This window comes from Actinomadura syzygii, from assembly GCF_008085905.1.
GTDB lineage: Bacteria > Actinomycetota > Actinomycetes > Streptosporangiales > Streptosporangiaceae > Spirillospora > Spirillospora syzygii.
In genome coordinates, this window is record NZ_VSFF01000005.1 from 323,304 (window position 1) to 346,790 (window position 23,487).

Genomic DNA, 23,487 nt, shown 5'->3' on the forward strand with positions numbered 1-23,487 from the left:
GATCGTCGCCGTCCAAGCAGGTCAGGGGGCGTTCTCCCGCGCTATGTGGCGCCCGTGGCATGCTGGGGCGTCTGATCCGGGAGCTCCGCAGGGGGCGTGCGGAGGTATGGGGATGGGCATGCGGGGGAAGGCGGCAGCGGCGGCGGTCATGGCCGGGGCGGTCGCGCTGGCCGCCACCGGGTGCGGCGGCGGTTCGGGCGACTCGGACGCCAAGGGCGCGACGCCGCCGCCCGGGACGTCCGGCGGCACGCAGGCCCCGGCGGGCCGGGAGCCGGCCGCGCGGCAGTCGATCGTCCTGGCGTTCGGCGGCGACACGCACTTCGAGGGGTCGCTGCGGTCCCGGCTCGCGAACCCGGCGACCGCGCTCGGCCCGGTCGCGCGCCAGCTCCGCGCCGCCGACCTCGCCATGGTCAACCTGGAGACCGCGATCACGACCGGCGGGACGCCCGCGCCCGGCAAGCAGTTCACCTTCCGCGCCCCGGCGACCGCGCTGACCGCGCTCAAGGCCGCCGGAGTGGACGTCACGTCCATGGCCAACAACCACGGCATGGACTACATGGAGGAAGGGCTGCGCGACTCCCTCGCCGCCATCAAACGCAGCCGGTTCCCGGTGGTCGGCATAGGCAAGAACGCGGACGAGGCATACCGCCCCTACCGCGTCACCGTGAAGGGCAACAAGCTCGCCATCATCGGCGCGACCCAGGTACTGGACGACAACCTCATCGAGAGGTGGACGGCCACCGACGCCAAGGGCGGCCTGGCGTCGGCCAAGGACATCCCGCGAATGGTGCAGGCGGTCAAGGAGGCGCGCAAGGGATCGGACGTCGTCATCGTCCACCTGCACTGGGGCCAGGAGCTCAGGTCGTGCCCGCTGCCCCGCCAGCAGGAGCTCGCCCAGCAGCTCGTCGCGGCGGGCGCGGACATCGTCGTCGGCGGCCACGCCCACGTCCCGCTGGGCGGCGGGTACATGAACGGCTCGTACGTCCACTACGGGATGGGCAACTTCGTGTTCTCGTCCGCGAGCGGCCAGACGGCCGAGTCGGGCGTGCTGTTCCTGCGCGTCGAGAACGGCAAGGTCGTCAAGGACAAATGGGCGCCCGCCCGGATCTCCGGCGGCCTCCCGATCCCGCTGAAGGGCGCGTCGGCGGTGGCCGGCGTCAAGAGGTGGAACGGGCTGCGGGGATGCACCGGCCTCCAGGCGCGCCCGTCCTGACCGGCTGGACCCTCCCCTCGTGGGAGGGCCCAGGGTGGTGCCCGTGAGCGACGATCTCCTGCCGATCGGACGGTTCGCCCGGCTGTGCCGGTTGAGCGTCAAGCAACTCCGGCACTACGACGACCTGGGCCTGCTCGCCCCGGCGTGGACCGACCCGTCGTCCGGGTACCGCTACTACCGGCCGGGCCAGGCGCGGGACGCGCTGCTCGTCGGCCTGCTGCGGGCGATGGACGTCCCGCTGCCGGTGGTCGCCCGCGTCCTGTCCGGGGACGGGGGCGGCGCGCTCCGCGAGGCGCGGGACCGGATCGAGGCCGACGTCGACCGGCGGCTGCGCGGCCTGCGCCTGCTCGACCGCGTCGTCGCCGAGGGCCTGCCGGACGTCGCGGTGTCGATCGTCCGGGAGCCGGCCCGCCGGGTGTTCACCGCGAGCGAACCCGCGACGCCCGCGACCATTCCGGTCGCCACCGGGGCGTGCGTCGCGCGGCTGCTGCCGCGGATGGCGCCGGGCGGCCTGCTCGTCGGCCTGTTCCCGCTAGACATGGCGGACGAGTTCGACGTCCGCGTCGTGATCGAGGCGGCGGACGGCGACGGCGTCCTGCCCGGCGGCCCGTTCGCCGCGGCGGTCCACGTCGGCCCGTACGAGGAGATCCCGCTCACGGTCCATGGCGTGCTCGCGTGGATCGGCGACCACGGGCACACGCCCGCCGGTCCCGTCCGCGAGGTGTACCTCGACGATCCCGCGACCACGCCGCCCGAACGCCTGGAGACCCGGGTGATGATCAGAGTGGAGGACTCTCCATGAACGGCTGGTACGAGGCGTCCGGCGAACCGGAGATCGTGGAGCACGGGCCGGTGTCCGGCCTGGCGGTGACCGGTCGCGGCGAGCCGGGAGGCGCCGCCTACGGCGCGAGCGTGGGCGCGCTGTACGCGGTGATGGGCGCGCTCGGCGCGCCGATGGCCCCGCTGGAGGGGCGCTGGTGGGTCGAGGACGAGCGGTCGCCGTTCGACGTCCCGCGCGAGGAGTGGCGGTGGCACCTGTTCCTCCGCCTCCCGGACGACCTCGGGACGATCGACCGGGCGCGGGAGGACGTGCGGGCGAAGGTTCCGGCGGCGGCGCGCGTCCAGCACGTCCGGTACGGCGGTGGACGGTGCGTGCAGGTGCTTCATCGCGGCGCGTACGCGGACGAGCCCGCGTCCCTGGCGAAGATGGGCGCGCTGATGGAGGCCGAGGGGGTCGTGCCCAACGGACTCCACCACGAGATCTACCTGTCCGATACGCGGGAGACCGACCCTGCGAAGATGCGCACGATCCTGAGGCAGCCCGTCCGGTAGCCCTTGTAGGACGGCCCGTCGCGGAGGCGTGGTTTCACGGGAAACCACGCCTCCGCTCTTGGGTCGGCCGCGTGCTAGCGCGGGTCGGGGGCGGTGCGTCTGAGGGTCTGGGACGGCGTCTCGCCGAAGCGCTGCCGGTAGTGGGCGGCGAACCGGCTCATGTGGACGTAGCCCGCCGCCCCGGCGACCTCGGTGATCGTCCGCGGCCCGGGGGTCGCCGCGAGCAGCGCGGTGCGCGCGTGGTCGAGCCGGACGCCGCGCAGGAGCTGCGTCGGCGTCATGCCCCACTCGGCGTGGCAGATGGCCTGGAGCTGCCGGACGCCGATCCCGGCCGCCGAGGCCATGTCGGCGACGCCGATCGGACGCCGGTGGTGCGCCTCCACCCAGTCCCGGACGATGCCCGCGAGGCGGTGCGGCGGGCGCGGCGGCGGCTCGGCGAGGCTGTCGGCCGCGGTGTGCGGGAGGCCGAGCAGGATGGCGGTGAGCAGCGACTCCTCCAGGTTCCGCTCCGCCAGCGGGTGCAGGCCGCCGTGCGCGGTGGCGTGGTCGAGCACGTCGCAGACGTGCCGCCACGTCCGGTCCACGATCGAGGACGGCAGCACGGCCTTCCCGCCGGAGTTGAGGAAGCGGGGCGGCGGGCCGTGCTCGCGTCCGAGCTGGCGGGCGAGGTGGTCGGCGAGCCGCCCGGTGGTCGTCGACACGACCAGGCAGCCGCGCCGCGGCGGCGGCACCAGCCGCATCGGCTCGTCGTGCGACAGGACGTGCCCGCCGCCGGTCGTGGAGCGCTTCCGGGTGGAGCGGTACTCGACGTCCATGGGCGCCATCGGAGCGCACATGGCGAAGTGCCCCTCGGTGGGCGGCGTGTCCACGATGACGCCGCCGCCCCCGTACCGGACCCAGACGAGGCTGACCGAACCGAGGGTGACGGCGTTGACGACCCCGTCCAGCGGGGCGCCGGGCCTGCGGGCCTGGAGGTCGTGCCCGACGGCGAACGGTTCGACCGCGTCGTGCAGGACGTCGAGTTCCGTGCTGGCGACCCGCCGGTACGCCGACAGGGGTTGGGAAGCGGTAGGAGCAGTCATGGTGGTGTGGGACGGTACCGGGCCCTCGCGGTTGAACAAACCCTCTTAGATGGGAATGGTCCCGAGGGCGACCCGGTCGAAGGGCCCCGGCTCGTTCGGACGCCGGACGTGCGTGGTCGCGTAGACGACGACCGTCGCGGGCCGCCGTCGCCGCGCCCTGGCCCAGAGCGCCGTCTCGTGGACGATCTCCGCGAGATGGGCGCCGCAGGAATCGCGTCCCGGCGTCCGGGCTCCCGGCGTCCGGGCTCCGGGCGCCGGGACCGTCTCCAAACGCACGTGAAAGCGGGAAGAACGCCCGCAGTTCGGCATCGAGCAGGCCGGGCCGCCGTCGAGTAAGGGATATGCGGGGTCGCTGCGCATCGTCTGCACTTCCGGCGTCGCGAAGAGTGGGGGGCCGCCTTCGGGGCGTTGAATTCGCTGACCCCGGGGGGCGGGATTCGGAACTGATTCGCCTCCCGGGGGCGGAGCCGCTGAAGCTCCAATCATGCATCAGCCGACCGCGCGCATCAACGCGAAACAGATAGCGGATCTCGCCGGGCAGCTAGGGAGCTTCGACCCCTTTTTCTGATTTAGCCGAAACGCGGGAATGGGGCGGTTCGCAACCCGTTCGGCGTCCGGTGGAGAGGCTCCGGGAGGGCCGAGCGCCAGGCGGGAGGCCCGGCGCGGTGGGGGAAGCCGGTGGCGCGCGAAGATCGCGCTCACCTGGGCGGGCGTACCGGTCGAGGCGGTGGCGGCGGGTGCTCCGGCCGTCCGGAGGCACGGGTTCCCGGTTCGCCGACCCACGGAGGCGATGGCCGGATCCGGCCGCGCCGCCCGACCGCCCCTCTCGTCGCGCCTCCTGGTCGGTACGGGGCGCACGTAGAGTGGCGGGCATGGTCACCTGGGACGACCTCCGACGCCCTGTCGAGCTATGTCGCCTCGCCGGGGCGGGGGTCGCGCGATGAAGGTCCGCGTCCTCACCTTCAACACGTTGTTCCGCGGGCAGGTCCGCGCGCGGATCGGGGCGCTGGCCGAAATCGTCGAGCGCGCCGACTACGACGTCGTCTGCCTTCAAGAGGTCATTTCCCCGCGCATCCTCGCCCGGCTGCGCGGCGGGACGCCGTCCTACCCGCATCGGGCGCACGTCCGCGGGTTTCCGCTCGTCCGCGGAGGGTTGGTCACGCTTTCGCGCTGGCCGATCACGCGGAGCCATTTCCTGACGTACACCCGGTCCCTTCCAGCGCGTCCCGAATGGATACTGCGCAAAGGGGCGCTGTTCACCCGCGTCCGCCTTCCGGACGGATATCTGACCGTTGTGAACACGCACCTTTCGGCGAATCTGGACGTTGACTGGTCCCCGTCCAACGTCTATACGAAGGTCGAGGAATCCGAGCTTCGCGAACTGGCCGCCGCGATCGGCCGCATTCCCCGGACCGAACCGATGGCGGTCATGGGCGACTTCAACGTCCCCCGCGAATCGCCATTCCTGCGGGCGTTCACGGACGCGACCGGGCTGGCGAACGCCCTGGCGGGCGACGCGGAGCCGACGTTCCGTCCCGAGATCGCGGAGTTCGAGCCCATCGACCAGATCCTCGTCCGGCCGGGGATCGAGGCGACGACCCGGCTGGTCTTCAAGGACGACGTCCGCCTCGCCGACGGCGGCGCCGTCCAGCTCTCCGACCATTTCGGAATCGACGCCACCTTGACGGTCGGCACCGCTTAGTCGGCGGGTTTGCGCGCCTCGATCAGGACGCGCGACGAATGCGCGACGAACGGGCCGTCCCGCCGGATCCGCTCGTGCAGTTCGCGGAGCCGCTCGCGGTGCGCCTCGACGGTGAACCCGGGGACGATCCAGATGACCTTGCGCAGGAAGTAGACGACCGCGCCGATGTCGGAGAACTCCATCCGCAGCCGTTCCGAGCGCAGGTCGACGATGTCCAGCCCGGCGGCGCGGGCGTCGGCGCTCTCCACGTCCGGGTGGCGTTTCCGGCGCGCCTCCGGCTGCGGGCCGAGGAAGTACTCGGTCAGCTCGAACACGCTGGCCGGGCCGACGTGCTGGGCGAGGTACGTGCCGCCGGGGGCCAGCACGCGGGCGATCTCCGCCCACCGGACGACGGCCGGGTGACGGCTCACGACCAGGTCGAACGCCGCGTCGCCGAACGGCAGCGCCGGTCCGCCCGGGTCGGCGACCACCACCGCGCCGCGCGGGTGCAGCAGCCGGGTCGCCCGCGCGACGTTCGCGGGCCAGGACTCCGTCGCCGCCATCGTCGGCGGGAACGTCTCCGCCCCGGCGAGCACCTCGCCGCCGCCGGTCTCCACGTCCAGCGCGGCCTGGGCGTCGGCGAGCCGCTCGCACATCAGGCGCTGGTATCCCCAGGACGGACGCTCTTCCGTCGCGCGGCCGTCCAGCCAGGAGAAGTCCCAGCCCGCCACCGGAGCCGCCTCGGCCTCCGCCACCAGTTCCTCGAAGGTCGTCCCGTCCATAAGTCCATGATCCACGGCGACCGGTGCGGGCTGGAGGGGGCGGGGCGTCAGGCCGTTCGGAACTCTGTGATGGTCACGGGGCGCTTGGGCTTGCCGTCGCCGGGGCCGTTCTCGTCGCCCGCCCCGGCCTTGGCGATCTCGTCCACCGTCTCCAGGCCGGACGTGACCTCGCCGAAGGGCGTGTAGTCGGGGGACAGGGTCGCGTCCGCGTACAGGATGAAGAACTGGCTTCCGTTGGTGCCGGGGCCCGCGTTGGCCATGGCGACCACTCCCCGGGTGTAGCGCGCTCCCGTGGTGTTCTCGTTGGCGAACTTGTAGCCGGGACCTCCGGAGCCCTTACCCGACGGGTCACCGCACTGGAGCACTTTCAGACCGGCACTGGTCGTGAGCCTGTGACAGGGCGTGTTGTCGTAGTACTTCTTGCCCGCCAGAAAGGCGAGCGAGTTCACGGTGCAGGGCGCCTTGGCCGCGTCCAGCCGTACTTGCAACGTGCCCCGGTTGGTCTTGATGGTGGCCCGTGTCGGCAGGGTCGCGGGTACTTGCGATGAAGGCGTTCCCACGTCCTTGACGCCGCCGACGCTTTCCCGTGTGTAGACGCAGTTGCGACTGGACTGACCTGCCAGAGCGGTCCTGCTGCCCGGACTCGACTGGGTGGTCGGTGCCGCGGGCTTCTCCCGGTCGTTCCAGAGGAAGACGCCGACGGCCCCACCGGCGACCGCCAGCACACCCACCCACGCGCCGACGGCGATCAGCAGCGCACGCCGCCCCCGCCCCGGTCTCGGCGCACCCGCGGGGTTCGTCGGGTACTGGTACACCGGCGGCGGGCCGACCGGGAACGCCGGGGGAGGCGGCGCGGACGGCCGGTGCCCGGCGACCGACGTGCCCTCCGCGAGCAGGTTCCGCTCCGACCCGGCCGCGGCGGCGTCCAGCCGGTCGCCGAGCAGCCCGCGCAGGACCCGGACCGCGGTCGGACGGCTCGCCGGGTCCTTGGCCAGGCAGGACGCGACCAGCCCGCGCAGGTCGCCGGTGAGCGCGCCGAGGTCCGGCTCGCCGGTCAGCACCCGCTGCATGATCGCCGGGACGGTGTCGGCGCCGAACGGCGGCACGCCGTTCGCGGCGAACGCCATCGTGCAGCCCCACGCGAACATGTCCAGCGGCGCGCCGCCCGCCGACCCGGCGAACTGCTCGGGCGCCATGTACGCGGGCGTCCCGACCGCGCCGGTCATGGTCGCGGACGTCGCGTCCAGCGGCCGCGCGATCCCGAAGTCGATCACCTTCGGGCCGTCCGCGCCGAGCAGCACGTTCGCCGGTTTGAGGTCGCGGTGGACGACGCCCGCCTCGTGGATCGCGGCCAGCGCGGTCGCGGTGCCGATGGCGAGCCTGACCAGGTCCTCGCCGGACGCCGCGCCGCGCTCGGCGACCAGCTCGCGCAGCGACGGCCCCTCGATGTACTCGCTGACGATGTAGGGGAGGTCGCCGTCCGCCTCCGCGGCGAGGACCCGCGCGGTGCAGAACGGCGCGACCCGGCGGACCGCCGCCAGCTCGCGGTCGAACAGGGTGCGGGCGCGCTCGTCCCGGCCGATGTCGGCGTGCAGGAGTTTCGCCGCGACGCGTTGCCCGTCGTCCGACTCGCCGAGGAACACGGTGCCCTGCGCGCCCTCCCCGATCCGGGCCGTCAGCCGGAACCCGCCGAGCTCGCGCGGATCGGTCGGGCGCAGCGGGCGCGGTTCGGGCATCCGGGACCTCCACGGCGGCGGCGAGAGGAGAGCAGCCTATCCGGGCCGGGAGCCGGGGAGCGGGGTGCCCATCTGGGCGGACGCCATTCCGCGGATTCCCGAATGGCCTTCTCCGGCCGGGCCTTCTCCGGCGGTCGCGCCGACGAGGATGATGTCCGCATGAGTCGGTGGCGTCTCGCGGTCGGCGCCGCGGCATTGCTCGTTCTCTGCGTCCCCCTTTTCGCCGTCTGGCGGATCCGCGGACTGGAGCAGGCCGGTTGGCTCGCCGCCATTCTGGCGCTGGCGCCGCTCGTCGTGACGACCGTCGGCTGGATCGGCCGCCAGGGGGACGCGCCCGATTCGACGGAAGGCGTCGACGCGGCGGCGGCCGACCTGGTGGCCGTGGTCCGCAGGGATTGGCGGGCGGAGGCCGCGAACCGCGAACTTCTCGGCCCGGAACCGGTGCTGTCCGTGCGCTGGTCGGCGGCGCCCGCCGATCTCGCGGACCATCGCGAAGTGGTGTTCGGACGCCGGTCCAGGCGTTTCCGGATGGACGGCGACGCCCTTCGCGTCGTGGAGGCGCTGGAACGGGTCCCGACGCGGCGGCTGGTCATTCTCGGCGCGCCCGGCGCCGGGAAGACGGCGCTCGCGGTTCTGCTCACCCTCGGGCTGCTGGAAAAGCATGAAGAGGGCGATCCGGTGCCCGTCATCTTCTCGCTCGCCTCGTGGGACCCGGCGGAGGAATTGAAGACCTGGCTCGTCCGGCGGCTGGAAGAGGACTACGGGTTTCTGCAGCGCTCGTCCAAATACGGGAAGGACGCCGCGCGCCGCCTTCTGGAGGAGGGCCGGATCACACCGATCCTCGACGGCCTCGACGAGATCGAGTCGTCGTCGAGCCCGCTCGCGATGACGGCGCTGAACCGGTCGTCGGTCCTGGACGGCGGCGTCGTGCTCACCTGCCGGATGGAGGAGTTCCGCGCGGTGGTGGAATCCGGCGACGTCCTCACCGGAGCGGCGGTCGTGGAACTGGAGCCGCTGCGCCCGCGCGAGGTCGTGGACTTCCTGCGGAAGAAGGTCCCGCACGGTTCTCACGCGCAGCGCTGGGAACCGCTTCTCGCCGCCCTCGAAGGCGGCGCGGACCAGCCTTTGTCGCAGGCGCTCTCGGTGCCATTGATGGTGAGCCTCGCCCGGACGGTCTACGACTCGCCTTCGTCTGATCCCGCCGACCTGACCGATCGGCAGCGCTTCCCGGACAAGGAGGCCGTCGAAGAGCACCTCCTGGAGAAGTTCGTGACCGCCGCGTTCGGCGGAACGGCGGGCGACCCGGCGCGGACCGCGCGGGCGGAGCGCGCCCGCGAACGACTGGCCTTCCTCGCCCGCCACATGGACGACCTCGGCTCCCGCGATCTGCGCTGGTGGGCCATCGCCCGCCGGACCCCGCGATGGCGCGCGACCATCCTCGCGGGCACGGTCGGCGGCGCGCTCCTCGAAGCGCCCACCGGTGCCGGCAGATCGTCGCTCACCGACTTCGTGGACTCGATGGCACGTTCCCGACTGCTCGGCGACCGTGCGGTACTGGCGACCGTGTGCGGATACCTCTTCACCATTCTGCTGGTCGGCTTTCTGGTGCACATCGCGCTCAATCCGCATGAGCCCGCGAGGCTGAACCTCCGGTTCAAGGTCACCAAGCCGGGGTTCGGCAATCTGGGTTGGAGCGACCTCCGCTTGTTCGTTTGGGTCGTCCTCATGCTCGCCCTGCCCTTCTTCGCCTTGGTGGAGGCGGGCGATATCGCCAAATCCGGGTTCTCGGCGGATTTCTCCGCGCCCTATCTGCTGGGCGTGGCCATCGGGTCGGTCGTCGCGAGCGCACTGATCATTTCGGCCTTGGTGCTGACCTTGGGAACGGTCGGATGGGTGGCGGGGTGGATTTTCAAGCTGGAGCCGCACAGTTCCGCGTCCAGCCCCGGCTCCTCTCTCAAGGACGACCGGGCGCTCGCCTTCTTCATCTCCGGTCTCACCACCCTTCTGACATTCCTCGTCGCCCTGGCGGGCCTCGGGTCCGAGACCAGTGCGGCGGGCGTGGCGTGGAGACTGACCTCCGCGCTGGGTTCGGGTCTCGTGTTCGGCCTCGCGATGTCGGCTTTCGCCTGCGCGTGGCCGTCCTACACACTGAGCCGCCTTTGGTACGCGCTGCGCGGGCGCCTTCCGTGGCGGCTCATGGGGTTCCTTGAGGAAGCGCACGCACGGGGCGTTCTCCGCAGGATCGGCTCCATCTACCAGTTCCGGCACGCGCGGTTGCAGGGGCGTCTCGTCCAGGACGCCGCGAACTCCGGAGGGCCCTAGGAAGCGGCGATCAGGTCGCGGTACCAGTCGTAGGACTTCTTCGGCGTCCGCTTCTGCGTCTCGTAGTCGACGTGGACGAGCCCGAACCGTGGATGGTAGCCCTCCGACCACTCGAAATTGTCGAGAAGCGACCACGTGTAATAGCCGCGGATGTCGATTCCCTCGCCGATGGCCTTGCGCATGGCGTTGATGTGGGCGTCCAGGAAGGCGATGCGGGACGAGTCGTCCACCGCGCCGTCCGGGCCGATCTCGTCCGAAAACGAGCAGCCGTTCTCCGTGATGTAGAGCGGCGGCAGGTCGTACCGGGAATCGAGGGTGCGCAGCAGTGACAGGAAAGCGTCGGGGACGATCGGCCACCCCATCCCGGTCACCGGATATTCGGAGATGTCCACGATGTCGAAGGGGAGCGGCCCCTCCGCCGGATTCTTGAGCCGCGTCGGCTGGTAGTAGTTCACGCCCAGGAAATCGATCGGCGACGCGATGACGGCCAGGTCCTCCGACCGGACGAACGGCGCGTCGCCCATGATGTCCGGATACCGCCCGAGCAGCACGGGATCGGTGAACAGCCGGTTCATGAACACGTCGAACGCGTCCGCCGCCGGGCGGTCGGCGGGCGACGCGGCCCAGGCCGGGGAGTAGTGGTTCGTCAGGCCGACCTCGCGGGCGCCCCGGCCGCGCAGCGCGGTGACCGCGAGGCCGTGGCCGAGGAGCTGGTGGTGCGCGCTCGGGAGCGCGTCGAGCATGAGCGTCCGGCCGGGGGCGTAGACGCCGAACGCGTAGCCGTAGGCCATGACGACCACGGGCTCGTTCAGAGTTATCCACATGTCGACGCGGTCCGCGAGGCGCTCGGCCGCGAGGTAGGAGAATTCAGCGAACCGGTAGGCGGTGTCGCGCTCCATCCAGCCGCCCGCGTCTTCGAGCGGCTGCGGGAGGTCCCAGTGGTAGAGGGTGGCGGCGGGCGAGATCCCCGCCGCGAGCAGGCCGTCCACGAGCCGGTCGTAGAAGTCGAGGCCCTTCGGGTTCACCGGGCCGCTGCCGCGCGGCTGGACGCGCGGCCACGCGATCGAGAACCGGTAGGAGTCCACGCCGAGGCCCGCCATGAGCGCGACGTCCTCCGGCCAGCGGTGGTAGTGGTCGCAGGCGACGTCGCCGGTGTGGCCGTCGCGGGTGCGCCCCGGCGTCCGGGCGAAGGTGTCCCAGGTGGACGGTCCCCGCCCGTCCTCGTCGGCCGCGCCCTCGATCTGGTAGGCGGCCGTCGCGACGCCCCAGCGGAACCCCTGCGGCAGACCCATCGCCGTCCCCTCCCCGGAGCCTTCGGAAATGCGAATTACTTTCGGATATTAGGTGTTCGGGTGGTGCGCACGGAAGACTCCCGTGGCCTCGGGGTGGCGGCGGTGACGCCGTCCATGCCCGGCGGCGTCGCGTTCGGGTGACAATGGTCGGGTGACCGAGATCCGGACCCCGCTCCGCCGCCGTCCCGCCCAGCGCCGCAGTGCCGAACGCGTCCAGCGGATGCTCGACGCCTGCGCCGACATCCTCGACGAGGACGGCTACGACGGCCTCACCACGACGCGCATCGCCCAGCGCGCCGACGTGGCCATCGGCTCGGTGTACCAGTTCTTCCCCGACAAGCGCGCCGTCGCGCAGGCCCTCGCGCTGCGCAACCTGGAGGAGTTCGGCGAGCGGATCTCGACGCGGCTGGCCGACGGCGACTTCGACGACTGGTCCGACACGGTCGGCGCGATCATCGAGATCTTCGTCGCGATGCACCGCACGGTCCCTGGGTTCCGCGTGCTGCGGTTCGGCGACGTCGCCGATATCCACCTGCTCGACTCCGACGCCGACAACAACGCGGTGGTCGCCGGCCGGCTCCGCCGGATGATCGTCGAGACGTTCGACATCCAGGACACCCCCGGTCTCGCCATCGCGCTCGCCATCGCGGTGGAGGCGGGCGACGCCGTGCTCAAGATGGCCTTCCGCCGCGACCCGGACGGCGATCCGCTGATCGTCTCCGAGGCGGAGCGCCTGATCCACGGCTACCTCGCCGCGCATATCGAGGAGTCCTGACCCACCGCTCGCCTTCTGTGGCAGACTCCGCGAAACGCTACAGAACGGGTGAGTTCGCTGGACGACGCACGGCTCCAGACGCAGAACAGGCTGCTGATCCGTCAGCGGTTGCGCCTGATGGTGAACCAGTACGAGGTGCATGCCGAGACCCCCGGCGGGGGCGAGGGCGAACTGCTCGCGTTCGCGCAGCAGAAGCGCCTCGCGTTCAAGGAGCAGGTGACCCTGTACGCGGACGACACCAAGACCCTTCCGATCCTCGGGTTCAAGGCGCGCAAGCGCATCGACCTCGCGTCCGCGTACGACGTCACCGACGGGGACGGGAAGCCCATCGGCGTCTTCCGCAAGGACTTCAAGAAGTCCCTGCTCGCCTCCACCTGGCACCTGGAGCAGCCCGGCCTGGGCGTGACGACCGGCAGCGAGCGCAACAAGTTCGTCGCGATGCTGCGCCGCGTCTGGCAGTTCATCCCGTACGTGGACTCGCTCCCCTTCGCCTGGCCGTACCACTTCGACTTCTACGCGGGCGACCAGGTCGCCTTCTCCGTCGACAAGAAGTTCGGCTTCCGCGACCGCTACGTCGTCGAGATCAACGACCCGCGCGTGGACCGGCGCCTCGTCATCGCGCAGGCCGTCGCCCTGGACGCCCTCCAGTCCCGCTGACCCGTCCCCGGCCCGTTCGCGGCCTGTTCGCGGGCCGGGGCGTTCCGCCGTGCTTGCGGCTATGGGCCTGGCCTCACGCGGGTTTACATGTTACGAAGGTATGTAAAGCCGTTGGGCGGTGCACGTCCGCGTCGCGTTCGTGCGGCGGCACGCCCGGAGGAGGGTCATCCGTGAGTTCCTTCGACCTCTACTCCACGCCTGTCCCGACGGACACGTGGAACGTCCCCATGGCGGGGGACACCCGCTTCACCTGGGAGTACGACGACGGACGCGACCGGCTGCTGAACCTGTACCAGAAGGGCAAGGACAAGCAGTGGGACGCGCAGAAGCGCATCGACTGGAGTCTCGAGGTCGACCCGGTCAACATCGCGGGCCTGCCGGAGAACTTCAACCCCCTCTTCGGCTCCGACATCTGGGAGAAGATGTCGCAGAAGGAGCGCGACGAGTTCGGACGACACCAGGGCTCGTGGCTGTTCAGCCAGTTCCTGCACGGTGAGCAGGGCGCGCTGAACGTGTCGGCGCGCATCGTCCAGACCGTCCCGGACCTCGACTCCAAGTTCTACGCCGCCACCCAGACGATGGACGAGGCGCGGCATGTCGAGCTCTACACGAAGTTCGTGCACGAGAAGATCGGCATGTACTACCCCATCAACCAGGACCTCGCGAAGCTGCTCGCCGAGTCGCTCGAGGACAGCCGCTGGGACCTGCCCTACCTCGGCATGCAGGTGCTGATCGAGGGCCTCGCCCTCGCCGCGTTCGGCCTGTACCGCGACATGTCGACGAACCCGCTGGTCAAGCAGTTGCTCGCGTATGTCATGCAGGACGAGGCGCGGCACGTCGCGTTCGGACGGCTGGCGCTCAAGGACTACTACGCCGAGCTCACCGAAAAGGAGCGCGGCGAGCGCGAGGAGTTCGTCGTCGAGGGCTGCTATCTGATGCGCGACCGTTTCAAGGGGCGCGAGGTCTTCGAACAGCTCGACCTGCCCGTCGAGAAGTGCATGGAATTCGTCGACAACTCGGAAATGTATTCGCTGTACCAGTCGCTGCTGTTCAGCCGGATCGTCCCGTGCGTCCGGGACGTGGGACTCTGGGGCGACAAGGTGCAGGCCGCGTACGCGGACATGGGCGTCCTCGGCAACGCCAAGGCCGATCTCGAAGTGCTCATGAAGCAGGACGAGGAGATCGCCGAAAAGGTCGACGAGGAGCGCTACGCGGCCGAGCTCGCCGCGCGCAAGGACGAGGTCGGCGAGGCCATCACCCTCGGGACGGGCGAATAGCCGGTCCCGACCGACCCGTCCCGCCCGACCCGTCCCGCCCGGCCCGTTCGGAGCGGTCGACGTCCGAAACCGGGGCGCCCTTCCGGGGTGCCCCGCTTCGCGTCTCGGGGTAATTGCCGCCTGTCTTGAAGTAGATCTATCCCGCGTTTGCCAATCGCTTCTTCAATCGACGGTGCGGGCCTTCGGTCTGTACTAGCGTCCCCCGTCGACGGTGCGCCGGAAATGAGAGCCGCGCAGGCGCGCACCGCACGTGCCGCACCAATCCGAACCCCGGGGGAAAAAGAATGAAGCGACCCGCCAGAAGCCTGCTCAGCGTCTCCGTCCTCGCACCCGTCCTCGCACCCGCCGTCGCGGTCGCCGCGATCGCCGCCGCCCCGGTCGCCGCCGTCGCGGAGGCCGCGCCGCCCGCGCCGGCCGGACCGTCCACCACGCTGCTCCAGGCCGCCGCGCCCGCCGCCGCGCCCGCCACCGCTCCGCTCCCCGCCCAGGTGACCGGCCCCGCCGGACGCACCGCCCAGCAGGTCACCGGCGCAGTCGACCGCGCCCTCCGCGCCGCGTCCAGGACGCCGAGCCCGGGTTCCGGGTCCGCCACGCCAGGTCGCCGGTCCGCGTCCAACGCGCCGGGCCTGCGTTCGACGTCGAGTGCGCCGGGGCTGGGCTCGGTGTCCGGTCGGCCGTGCATGCTGAGCCCGCGCAAGGTCGTCAAGAAGCGCACGGGAGCGCAGCTCCCGCGTACCTCGCTGCCGTCCGCCGCGAAGGGGTCGTTGAAGGGGGTTCCGCAGGGCCACTGCATCGCCGCGGGCCGCCGCGCGGCGACGCCCCGCAAGCCCGCCCCGGCCGACCCGGTCACCCGCGTCTCGAACGCGTTGCTCAAGGACGCGGGCAAGGTCGGCGGCAAGCTGAACGCCAGCCGCCTCGGCGGGCTCCCGGGCGTGAAGTCGCTGCCGGGCCGGCGCGGCGCCGGGACGTCCCGAAGCGAGCGCCGCGCCGGGTCGCCGCTGAGCCTGCCCGTGCCGGTGCCGAACGCCGTGTCCGCGCTCGGCGGCGTGAACCCCGGCGGGCTGCGGCTCGGCTCGGCGCTGTCCCCGTCCACGAACCGGATCGCGCGGCCGCACCCGCGGCCCCGGCCCCGCCGCAAGCCGCGGCACGGCGACGTCCTCGGCCAGGCGAACGGCGTGGTCAACGGGGTCGGCAACGCCGTCACCCAGTCCGCCGGCGGCGCCGGCGTGGGCGGGGTGCTGCGGCCGCACGGCCGCGCCGGGAAGTCGGACGGCGGCCCGCTGTCCCTGACGGACGCCGCCACCGGGATCACGGTGCGCGGCCTTCCCGGGGTCCGCTGACCGGACTCCACCCGATCACCCGAAACGGGGCGTTCCCGGCCTTCACGGTCGCCGGGAACGCCCCTTTCGCTTGCCGCAAGGTGCTTGTTATATGCCCGTGATCGCGCCTATACGGCCAGTAAAGTTGATCTACTAAAATGGTCACTGTCCGAAGTGGATCAGCTTCGCAGGGCAAAAGGTGAGGTGACAAACCCCACAAACCAGGGCCCTGCGGCTTGATTCACGCGGGACGCAACGTACGGTCATGGACTTGTGCGGCGTCGTCAGTGACCGAAGTGAAGATGCCTAACAGAAGATGCCTTCCGCCGCACCTGCCGGACGCCTGAACCGCGATGAAGCGGAGCGCCTTGATGATCGGCGCGGAGGCGGGTCGACGAACCCGCGGGCGGTGGGGGATTCGGGGACGCGAAAGGTCGCCTGAACACGCCGCGAACATGCCGGGCGTCCGGGGTCCTGTCCCCTAACAAAGGACTCCTCTGTGGGTAGCCCTGTTCGACGTCTTCTTCGCGCGCGCCTGCGCGCCGTACTGATCGTCTCGGGCGCAGCCGCCGCCGTTCTCGCGGTGGGGGCGTTCGTCCTGGTCAAGACCGACCGTCCGGCGAACTCCGCCGCCGCCGCGCAGGCGGTGCCGCCGACATCGCTGGGAGACGAGCCGCGGGCCGAGCCTTCCCGGGCGAGCCGGGGCGGGCCGCGGTCTCCGGAACCGGAACCGTCATCGTCGTCTCCGGCTCCGAAGAAGACGAAGCCAGCCAAGTCCGAGCCCGACAGCACGGCCGCCGAATTGGCCGCACCCAAGAAGAAGCAGCAATACAAGGTCGTCCGGTCCGGCACGTGCCAGGCGTCCTATTACTGGGAGGGGCAGATGACCGCCAGCGGCGAGTCATTCGACCCCAGCGAGCTGACCGCCGCGCACAAGACGCTGCCGATGGGCACCAAAGTGCGCGTGACCAACAAGAACAACGGGCGGTCGGTCATCGTCCGGATCAACGATCGCGGCCCGTACGCGGGCGGACGCTGCCTGGACCTGTCCAAGGCCGCGATGCAGAAGGTCGGCGGCACCGGATCGGGCGTGATCCCCGTCCGGTACCAGGTTCTGTCGCGCGACTGACCGAATATTGTCACCTCCCCGCCCGGCGGGTGTCCGAGCATGCCCACCGGGTGGGGAGGGGATCAGTGCGGGTGACCGGCGCCGCTGATCGCCGCCGTGGAATCCGATCCGACCGCCGGGACCTCGCCGGTCGGCGGGTCGGCCGAAGTGGCGCTTGACCAGGCGCCGTGCCCGTCCTGCGCCGGACGCGCCTCCGCGCCCGGCTCGGCGCCCGCCTCGGGCAGCGCGAGGCGGTCGCGGAACCAGTCGGTGAGGACGCCGTCCACCCGGACCGCCTCGGTGATCGGCGGGCGGGCCTCCGTGCCCGGCTCGGCCGCCAGCGCGTGCCCCATGCGGAACGTGGCGGACTCGACCGGCCCCGTCTCGTGGCGGCGCAGCACGTCGCGCAGGGACGTGATCTCCCGCGCGGGGACGACCCTGTCCTTGGCGCCGCCGATGAGGAGGGTCGCGATCTCGCGTCCGGCGAGGGCGGCGGCCGCGGCGCCGAGGTCGAGGCGGTCGGCGAGGGCGGCGGCCTGCTCCGTCCAGGACCGGTCGCGGCCGGACCGCTTCTCCACCGCCCGCGCGGCCCGCGCCGGCGCGACGACGGGCGCGACGAGCGCGAGCGAGGTCACCGGGACGGCGCCGCGGGCCGCGGCCAGCAGCGCGGCGGCGCCGCCCGCGCTGAACCCCGCCAGCGCGACGGGGCCGTCCGGGATCCCGAGCCGCTGGCGGACGTCCGCGAGAATGTCCGGAAGGCGCTCGGCGGCGCCCTCGACCGCCGCGCAGTACGCCTCGATCGTCGCCGTCTCCAGGATCGCGCCGGAGCCGAGCCCGGCGGACGGCTGCCCGGAAGCCCGTCCGGGCAGGTCGAGGTAGACGCGCCACACCGGCACGCCGGTCATCGGCATCGCCGCGGCCAGCGCGCTCGCCGTGCGGGGCGGGTCGAATCCGGGCCAGGCCACGAGCAGCCGGACCGGGCCGGACGGCGCCGCGTCGACGGCGGTCGGCGGCAGCGCGACGTAGGCGTCGCCCGCGGCGGTTCCGTGGACGGGATGGTTGTGATCGTCGCCGCTCATTCGGTACTTCAGCTCCTGCGATGCTCGACGGGCGATGCCGGTCGTGCCGGGAGAGGCGGCGCTCCCCCGCGGCCCCGCGTTGCCCCATGCTGGCAGTGGACGCCAGGCAACACGCCGTGAATCGCCGTCAGTCCCCCGGAAGAGTGATGAAGAACTCACCTCAGGTGACGCAGATCGCATGCTCGTGTGCATGCCGTTCGGGCGTGTTGGCGATCTTTCCGGTGCCGGGTCGTGCGGGTGACCTGTGACATCAACCGCATGCCGGATGCGACGGAACAAATCCGGCACTTGCCGCGTCGTAAGAAGTCGTGGGCGCCGCGGGGGCGCGCCCTCATGAACGTTCCGTTGAGGAGTGCTCGTGAACAGGAAGCGAAGCGCGGCGGCTGCCGGACAGGCCTGGCAGATCTACGCCGAGACCCTGCAACCGGACGCTCCCGGTCTCTGGGAGCGCGTGCGGGCGGTGCCCCGCATGGTGAAGTCGGTCCTACGCGGGCGGTACAAGGGCATGTCCCACGGGACGCTCGGACTGCTCGCCCTGGGCCTCGTCTACATCATCTCCCCGATCGACGCCATCCCCGACGTGATCCCCATCGCGGGCATCGCCGACGACACGGGTCTCGCGCTCTGGATGCTCGCCGTGTTGGTGAAGTCCGCCGGTGACTTCGTCACCTGGGAGCGCGGTGGACGTCCCAGGGTCGTCGTAGGCGAACCGATCGACTGACCCCATCCTCGTTGAAGCGAAGGCGAGACCAGTAGGCGTACTGGTCTCGCCTTTCGCTTTGGCCCGCGGTGTCTAGGTGGGCGGGCTCAGTTCCTTGGCGAAGCGGGCGGCGGCGTCCCGCATGATGGGCACGACGTTGGGGACGGCCTCCCGCGTCATCCGCCCGGACGGTCCCGACACGGATATCGCGGTAAGCGCCGGTGCACCGTGCAGAGGTACGGCCACGCAGCGGACACCGATTTCTTGTTCCTCGTCGTCCAGCGCGTAGCCCTGCTCCCGGATGAGTTCCAGTTCCTTGAGCAGCGCGTCCGGGTCGGTGAGGGTTTTCGGGGTGTGCGCGTCCATGCCCGTACGGTCGAGGATCTCGCGGACCTTCTGGTCTGGCAGTTGCGACAGCAGCGCCTTGCCGACACCCGTGCAGTGCGGCTGGACGCGCCGTCCCACTTCGGTGAACATCCGCATGGAGTGCTTGGACGGCGCCTGCGCCACGTACACGGCACGGTCGCCCTCCAGGACGGCCATGTTCGCCGTCTCGCCGACCTCGTCCACGAGCCGGGCCAGCACCGGACGCGCCCACGTGCCGAGCAGCCGCCCCGCGCCCTCGCCGAGCCGGACGAGCCGCGGCCCGAGCGCGTACCGCTTGGACGGCTCCTGGCGCACGTAGCCCTGGTTCACCAGCGTCCGCATCAGCCGGTAGATCGTCGGCATCGGCAGGCCGGAGACCTCCGTCAGCTCCGACAGCGCCATCTCGCCGCCCGCGTCCGCCAGATGCTCCAGCAGCTCGAACGCCCGCTCCAGCGACCGCACGGCCTCCGCCACCGGCGTCTCCTCTCCTCAAGATCCCCCCGATCCACCCGATTCTACGGAGGATCGATTTCGCTGTGCGAAAGAAATCGCCTCCACGGGGTGATGGACGTTACTCGCGGCCGTGACGGGGCTATAACTGTCGGTAGACGGCGCACTTCCGCCGCCCCCCGGCAGGAACAACGACAGAGCAGAGACGCTAGGGGGACGGGGTGCGAACGTCGCGCCGAAGAACACGCTGGTGTGCGATCGCGGCCGGTGGCGCCATCACGGTGCCGTCGCTCGCGCTCGCCGGTCCCGCCGCCGGGGCCGCGGCGAACCGTCCGCAGGACGTGCGGCTGGTCATGGACATCACGACCGCCGGTGGCAGCGGGTCCGGGGCGTCCTACCCGTTGACGTACACCGTCCGGCTGCGTGCCGACGGTGGGACGGCGCGCGGCGTGGTGCTGCAGTTGATGGCCGACCGTCCGATGGAGTGGGCCGCGTACTCGTCTGGATGCGCCCAGTACGGACAGCAAGTGCGATGCGAACTGGGGGCTCTCGGCAGGACGCAGGTCACGCGGGCGGGGACCGTCCGGGTTCCGAGCTCCGCCATCACCGGACCGTCGGCGCGGCCGCTCAACGTCTACGCGATCGGGAGCGCCGCCAACACACCGCGCCGGACGATCCGCGCGGTGGTCGGTTTCCCTGGCACGGGGTCCGGTGCGGTGAACGCCCGTCCGGGCCCGAAGAGCCCGAAGAGCACGAGCCCGAAGAGCACGAGCCCGAAGAGCACGGGCCCGATGGGCCACAAGAGCCCGAAGCGCGGGCCCTGCCGGAACAGTCCGGTCGACGACTCTCCTTGCCAGACGAGTAAGTCCGGCAGCGTCAGGCCGAGCCCGAGGAACGGCACGTCTTCGCCTGCATGCGCAAGAGACAAAGCCTGTTCAACAGCGAGTGCACCCGGTCCGAGCCCGACCGCTTCTTGTGAGAGGTCCTGCGCCACTGAAACACCGAGCGGCGGCAAGCCGAGGCCGCGCGGTTCCTTCCCGCATGCCAAGCCGTGCAAGACGCCGTGTTCGGCCGGGACGTCGAATGGCGCTACGCCAAGCCCACGCGGCTCGTTGAACACTCCAGACCAGCCCTCACTCTCGCTGAAGCCCTCGTTGGATCAGCCGTCGTCCTCCGGCAAGTCGTGCAAGAGCGGCGTGACAAAGAGACCCTGCCACGAGGGCACACCCAGTGCAGGTGTGCCGAAACCGCGCGGTCAGGCCGGTTCTGATGGGCAGCCCACCCACGACCCAGGTTGGGGCGACGAAACGCAGCCCGAGCCCCCCGTGGTCGAAGGCGCGAAGCCGTCGCCTCGGAAGACCCGCGCGCCCCACGGCGAGAAGAACTCCGGGACGCCCACGGTGAAGGTGTGCAAGAAGCACACTGGGTGCGTCGACAACCCGTGGCCCTACGGAGCGGCTGGGACGGACGGGAACGAGACCGCCCATGGGGCGCCCGCGCCGTCGATGCCGGAGGCGCCTCCCTTCCCGACCGCGCCCGCGATGCCCGCCGCGCCGTCGCTGCCGCCGCCGCCGAACGGCATCGTCCTGCCGTCGCTGGCGGGGACCGATCCGCGTCAGGCGGAGGGGGCCGGGGAGAGCCGGATGACGCTGATGTCCCCGGTGGGCGCGAACGAGGACGACGAGACCGACTGGGCCGTCGTCATCGGCATAGCGCTCGTGGCCGAGGTCGCGTTGCTCTGGGGTGCGGCCTGTGTGGCGCTCTGGCGACGCAGGATCGCGCTCGAACGCATGGGCGCTGCGCCCCGCACGGGCGGCGGGGACGGCCCGGCGGCGGGCTGACGGCCGCGCTCCGCACCTGATCGGACGACGATCGGAACGGCGGCGCGCGGGTTCGGGGCAGCCCGAAATCCGATGACGATTGTCCCCGAATCGGCCCTCCTGTCAGTAAGCTGACCCGCTGACGGTAAACGCTGCCGTGACGGACAGGGGATCCGGTATGTCAAACACGACGCTGCAGTGTCCGAAGTGCGAATCAAAGTTCGACACCCATGAACGGCACGGGGTCGTGATCGAGGAATGCCCGGGATGCAAGGGCGTCTTTCTCGACCGTGGCGAGCTGGAGCAGTTGATCGACGCGGAAAGCCGCTACCTCGCCGAGCTTCCGGTCGAGGTCAACCCGGAGACGTCGTACCAGGGGCGGCACCGCAGGGGGATCATGCAGCAGATCTTCTCCCTCTGACGACGGTTCCGGGCACGGTCGGTGACGGCCGGTGCGCCCCGGCGTTAAACCGGTGTCGAACGGCAATTCTCTTGTCACGGGGGTGACAAACCGGGCATTGCCGAATGTGACCGGCGGCCGATACCGCGTCCTGACTACCATCCGGTAGCTTGACGGGCGTCGCCGGTCGCCGGGGGCGCCGGTCCGGGGCGCCCGGCGGACGCGCCGCGCTCGCCGTCCGGCGCCCGCCCGCTCCCCGGCCGGCCCGTCCCCTCGGGAGAATGATCAATGGCACTGGGCTCGCTGCTTCCCGACCTCCTCCCCGGAGCCTCCGGCCGCACCCCGCTGATCGAACGGGTCGCGCGGTGGTCACGGGAGAGGCCTGACGACCCGGCCTACACCTTCGTCGACTATTCGGTGAACCCGTCCGGCGTCCATGTCACGTTGTCGTGGGCCGAGACGGACCGGCGTGCGCGGGCGACGGCCGTCGCCCTGCGGCAGGTCACCGGGCCGGGCGAACGGGCCGCGCTGCTCCTGCCGCAGACCCTCGAATACATGATGGCGATGCTCGGCGCCATGCACGCCCACGTCGTCGCCGTCCCGCTGTTCTCTCCCGACCTGCCCGGACATGCCGACCGGCTCATCGGCGCATACACCGACGCGGAGCCCGCCGTCATCGTCACGACACGGAACGCACTGCCCCACGTCGAGAAGTTCCTGGCCGACCACGACGTCCCGCAGCCGAAGGAAATCCTGTTCGCGGAGGAGGTCGACCTCACCCTGGCCGGACGCTGGGAGAGCGAACCCGTCGCTTTCGACGACCTGGCGTACTTGCAGTACACGTCGGGCTCTACGCGCCGTCCCGCCGGGGTGGAGATCACCCATGGGAACGTGACGGCGAACGCCATGCAGCTCTGGTCGGGGTGGGCTCCGGAGAAGCCGAACCCCGAGTTGGTGAGCTGGCTGCCCCTCTTCCATGACATGGGGCTCATTGCGACCATGGCGTTGCCGCTGGTGCACGGTGACCACGCCATCTTCACCGACCCCGTTTCGTTCATCATGAACCCGATGCGGTGGCTGGAGCTCATCGCCGGGCGTCCGGGCAAGAACGTCTACACGGCGGGGCCGAACTTCGCGTACGAGTACGTCGCGTCGCAGGCCAAGCCGGAGCGGATCGCGGAACTCGACCTGTCCGGGTTGACGACGTGCCTGAACGGTGCCGAACCGATCCGCACGTCCACGCTTTCGATGTTCGCGGACGCGTTCGCGTCGGTCGGGCTGCGTCCGGGCGCACAGGCGCCTGGGTACGGGCTGGCGGAGGCGACCGTTTTCGTCACCGCCGCTGCGGAGGACGTCCCGCCGAGGGCCATTTCGGTAGATCGGGACGCCCTCACCCAAGGCGAACTGCACTTGTGCGACGAGAACGCGGAGCGGGCCACCACGCTGGTGTCGTGCGGACGGCCGTCCGGGCAGATCGTCGCGATAGTCGATCCGGAGACCCGCACCGAGCAACCGGACGGCGGCGTAGGCGAGATCTGGGTACACGGCCCGAACACCGCGCACGGCTACTGGCGCAACTCAGAACGCAGCCAGGACACCTTCGGCGGCGAACTGTCCGAGCCTGGGGAACTGCCGTCCGGGCCTTGGATGAAAACCGGCGACTACGGGGTCGTCTTCGAGGGCGACCTGTACGTGACCGGCCGCATCAAGGACCTCATCATCGTGGACGGTCGCAACCACTATCCGCAGGACATCGAAGTCACCGTGCAGGAGGCCCACCCGGCGATCCGGTCCGATCACGTCGCCGCGTTCGCGCTCCCTGGGGCCGAGACAGAGCAACTGGTGGTCGTCGCAGAGCGGAACCGTCGCGTCCCCCTCGGACGTGTGGACGTGCACGAGGTGGAGACGTCGGTGCGGGGCGCCATCAACGTCGAGCACGAGATGAGCGTGCACGAGTTCGTGCTGATCGAACCGGGCGGCGTGTCCCGGACGTCCAGCGGAAAGATCGCACGCGCGGCCACCAGGCGGCGCTACCTTGACGGCCGCCTGGCCACGACCGAGGCTCGTCTCGCATCCCGCCGGTAACGACGCAGGAC

The 23,487-nt window shown here is 71.1% G+C and carries 22 protein-coding genes; 14 read left to right on the forward strand and 8 right to left on the reverse strand.

Translation table 11 applies throughout. The annotated features are described in order from the left end of the window. Window positions 1–112: 112 nt before the first annotated feature. Genes FXF65_RS14125 through FXF65_RS14135 form a run of 3 tightly spaced genes read left to right on the forward strand, consistent with a single transcriptional unit; the run spans window position 113 to window position 2,545 of the window. Complete coding sequence (locus FXF65_RS14125) at window positions 113–1,213, forward strand: CapA family protein (RefSeq protein ID WP_342787306.1); 1,101 nt, start codon at window positions 113–115, stop codon at window positions 1,211–1,213. A 43-nt stretch (window positions 1,214–1,256) separates the two neighbouring features. Continuing rightward, window positions 1,257–2,015: a MerR family transcriptional regulator gene (locus tag FXF65_RS14130; RefSeq protein ID WP_148350362.1), complete on the forward strand. Its 759-nt coding sequence runs from the start codon at window positions 1,257–1,259 to the stop codon at window positions 2,013–2,015. Next, window positions 2,012–2,545, forward strand: a complete 534-nt coding sequence (locus tag FXF65_RS14135) for a GyrI-like domain-containing protein (RefSeq protein WP_148350363.1) — start codon at window positions 2,012–2,014, stop codon at window positions 2,543–2,545. The genes FXF65_RS14130 and FXF65_RS14135 overlap by 4 nt, the downstream gene beginning before the upstream one ends. 74 nt (window positions 2,546–2,619) lie before the next feature. On the opposite strand, the gene FXF65_RS14140 is transcribed toward FXF65_RS14135, so the two are convergent. Together FXF65_RS14140 and FXF65_RS14145 are read right to left on the reverse strand one after the other, a co-directional pair. Further along, window positions 2,620–3,627 (reverse strand): AraC family transcriptional regulator, encoded by a 1,008-nt coding sequence (locus FXF65_RS14140; protein WP_148350364.1) that lies wholly within the window; start codon window positions 3,625–3,627, stop codon window positions 2,620–2,622. A 45-nt stretch (window positions 3,628–3,672) separates the two neighbouring features. Next, window positions 3,673–3,903 (reverse strand): hypothetical protein, encoded by a 231-nt coding sequence (locus tag FXF65_RS14145; RefSeq protein ID WP_148350365.1) that lies wholly within the window; start codon window positions 3,901–3,903, stop codon window positions 3,673–3,675. A 664-nt stretch (window positions 3,904–4,567) separates the two neighbouring features. Between FXF65_RS14145 and FXF65_RS14150 the strand changes: the two genes are divergently transcribed. Beyond that, on the forward strand, window positions 4,568–5,329 hold the full coding sequence (locus FXF65_RS14150; protein WP_187412280.1) for an endonuclease/exonuclease/phosphatase family protein: 762 nt from the start codon (window positions 4,568–4,570) through the stop codon (window positions 5,327–5,329). On the opposite strand, the gene FXF65_RS14155 is transcribed toward FXF65_RS14150, so the two are convergent. Together FXF65_RS14155 and FXF65_RS14160 are read right to left on the reverse strand one after the other, a co-directional pair. Next, entirely contained in the window at window positions 5,326–6,090 is a 765-nt protein-coding gene (locus FXF65_RS14155; RefSeq protein ID WP_148350367.1) for a methyltransferase domain-containing protein, read from the reverse strand. The genes FXF65_RS14150 and FXF65_RS14155 overlap by 4 nt on opposite strands. Window positions 6,091–6,137: 47 nt before the next feature. Beyond that, window positions 6,138–7,826, reverse strand: a complete 1,689-nt coding sequence (locus FXF65_RS14160) for a protein kinase domain-containing protein (protein WP_148350368.1) — start codon at window positions 7,824–7,826, stop codon at window positions 6,138–6,140. Window positions 7,827–7,985: 159 nt separating this feature from the next. On the opposite strand from FXF65_RS14160, the gene FXF65_RS14165 reads away from it, so the two are divergent. Continuing rightward, window positions 7,986–10,148 carry an NACHT domain-containing protein gene (locus FXF65_RS14165; protein WP_187412281.1) on the forward strand — a complete coding sequence of 721 codons (2,163 nt, stop codon included), beginning with the start codon at window positions 7,986–7,988 and terminating at the stop codon, window positions 10,146–10,148. On the opposite strand, the gene FXF65_RS14170 is transcribed toward FXF65_RS14165, so the two are convergent. Further along, window positions 10,145–11,440, reverse strand: coding sequence for a GH1 family beta-glucosidase (locus FXF65_RS14170; RefSeq protein WP_148350370.1), 1,296 nt, complete (start codon window positions 11,438–11,440; stop codon window positions 10,145–10,147). The genes FXF65_RS14165 and FXF65_RS14170 overlap by 4 nt on opposite strands. A gap of 151 nt (window positions 11,441–11,591) precedes the next feature. On the opposite strand from FXF65_RS14170, the gene FXF65_RS14175 reads away from it, so the two are divergent. The 5 genes from FXF65_RS14175 (at window position 11,592) to FXF65_RS14195 (ending at window position 16,597) form a co-directional block, all read left to right on the forward strand. Next, complete coding sequence (locus FXF65_RS14175) at window positions 11,592–12,215, forward strand: TetR/AcrR family transcriptional regulator (protein WP_148350371.1); 624 nt, start codon at window positions 11,592–11,594, stop codon at window positions 12,213–12,215. A 48-nt stretch (window positions 12,216–12,263) separates the two neighbouring features. Beyond that, entirely contained in the window at window positions 12,264–12,872 is a 609-nt protein-coding gene (locus FXF65_RS14180) for an LURP-one-related family protein (RefSeq protein ID WP_246198616.1), read from the forward strand. A 170-nt stretch (window positions 12,873–13,042) separates the two neighbouring features. Next, the gene (locus tag FXF65_RS14185) at window positions 13,043–14,149 is read left to right on the forward strand and encodes a ferritin-like domain-containing protein (protein WP_148350372.1); all 1,107 of its coding nucleotides are present in this window, start codon (window positions 13,043–13,045) and stop codon (window positions 14,147–14,149) included. Window positions 14,150–14,433: 284 nt separating this feature from the next. Continuing rightward, window positions 14,434–15,489, forward strand: coding sequence for a hypothetical protein (locus tag FXF65_RS14190; protein WP_148350373.1), 1,056 nt, complete (start codon window positions 14,434–14,436; stop codon window positions 15,487–15,489). A 478-nt stretch (window positions 15,490–15,967) separates the two neighbouring features. After that, on the forward strand, window positions 15,968–16,597 hold the full coding sequence (locus tag FXF65_RS14195) for a septal ring lytic transglycosylase RlpA family protein (RefSeq protein ID WP_148350374.1): 630 nt from the start codon (window positions 15,968–15,970) through the stop codon (window positions 16,595–16,597). Window positions 16,598–16,659: 62 nt separating this feature from the next. On the opposite strand, the gene FXF65_RS14200 is transcribed toward FXF65_RS14195, so the two are convergent. Next, entirely contained in the window at window positions 16,660–17,655 is a 996-nt protein-coding gene (locus tag FXF65_RS14200) for a hypothetical protein (protein ID WP_187412282.1), read from the reverse strand. A 358-nt stretch (window positions 17,656–18,013) separates the two neighbouring features. Here FXF65_RS14200 and FXF65_RS14205 point away from each other — a divergent pair, with 358 nt between their 5' ends. Continuing rightward, window positions 18,014–18,376 carry a YkvA family protein gene (locus FXF65_RS14205; protein ID WP_148350375.1) on the forward strand — a complete coding sequence of 121 codons (363 nt, stop codon included), beginning with the start codon at window positions 18,014–18,016 and terminating at the stop codon, window positions 18,374–18,376. A gap of 72 nt (window positions 18,377–18,448) precedes the next feature. Here the strand turns inward: FXF65_RS14205 and FXF65_RS14210 are convergent, their stop codons facing one another. Beyond that, complete coding sequence (locus tag FXF65_RS14210) at window positions 18,449–19,195, reverse strand: IclR family transcriptional regulator (protein ID WP_281288908.1); 747 nt, start codon at window positions 19,193–19,195, stop codon at window positions 18,449–18,451. Between the two features lie 610 nt (window positions 19,196–19,805). Then, window positions 19,806–20,291, reverse strand: a complete 486-nt coding sequence (locus tag FXF65_RS14215) for a hypothetical protein (RefSeq protein ID WP_148350376.1) — start codon at window positions 20,289–20,291, stop codon at window positions 19,806–19,808. Between the two features lie 205 nt (window positions 20,292–20,496). Between FXF65_RS14215 and FXF65_RS14220 the strand changes: the two genes are divergently transcribed. The 3 genes from FXF65_RS14220 (at window position 20,497) to FXF65_RS14230 (ending at window position 23,476) form a co-directional block, all read left to right on the forward strand. Beyond that, the gene (locus tag FXF65_RS14220) at window positions 20,497–21,012 is read left to right on the forward strand and encodes a hypothetical protein (protein ID WP_148350377.1); all 516 of its coding nucleotides are present in this window, start codon (window positions 20,497–20,499) and stop codon (window positions 21,010–21,012) included. Window positions 21,013–21,169: 157 nt separating this feature from the next. Beyond that, entirely contained in the window at window positions 21,170–21,412 is a 243-nt protein-coding gene (locus tag FXF65_RS14225) for a TFIIB-type zinc ribbon-containing protein (protein WP_148350378.1), read from the forward strand. Between the two features lie 267 nt (window positions 21,413–21,679). Then, window positions 21,680–23,476 (forward strand): fatty acyl-AMP ligase, encoded by a 1,797-nt coding sequence (locus FXF65_RS14230; RefSeq protein ID WP_148350379.1) that lies wholly within the window; start codon window positions 21,680–21,682, stop codon window positions 23,474–23,476. Window positions 23,477–23,487 lie beyond the last annotated feature (11 nt).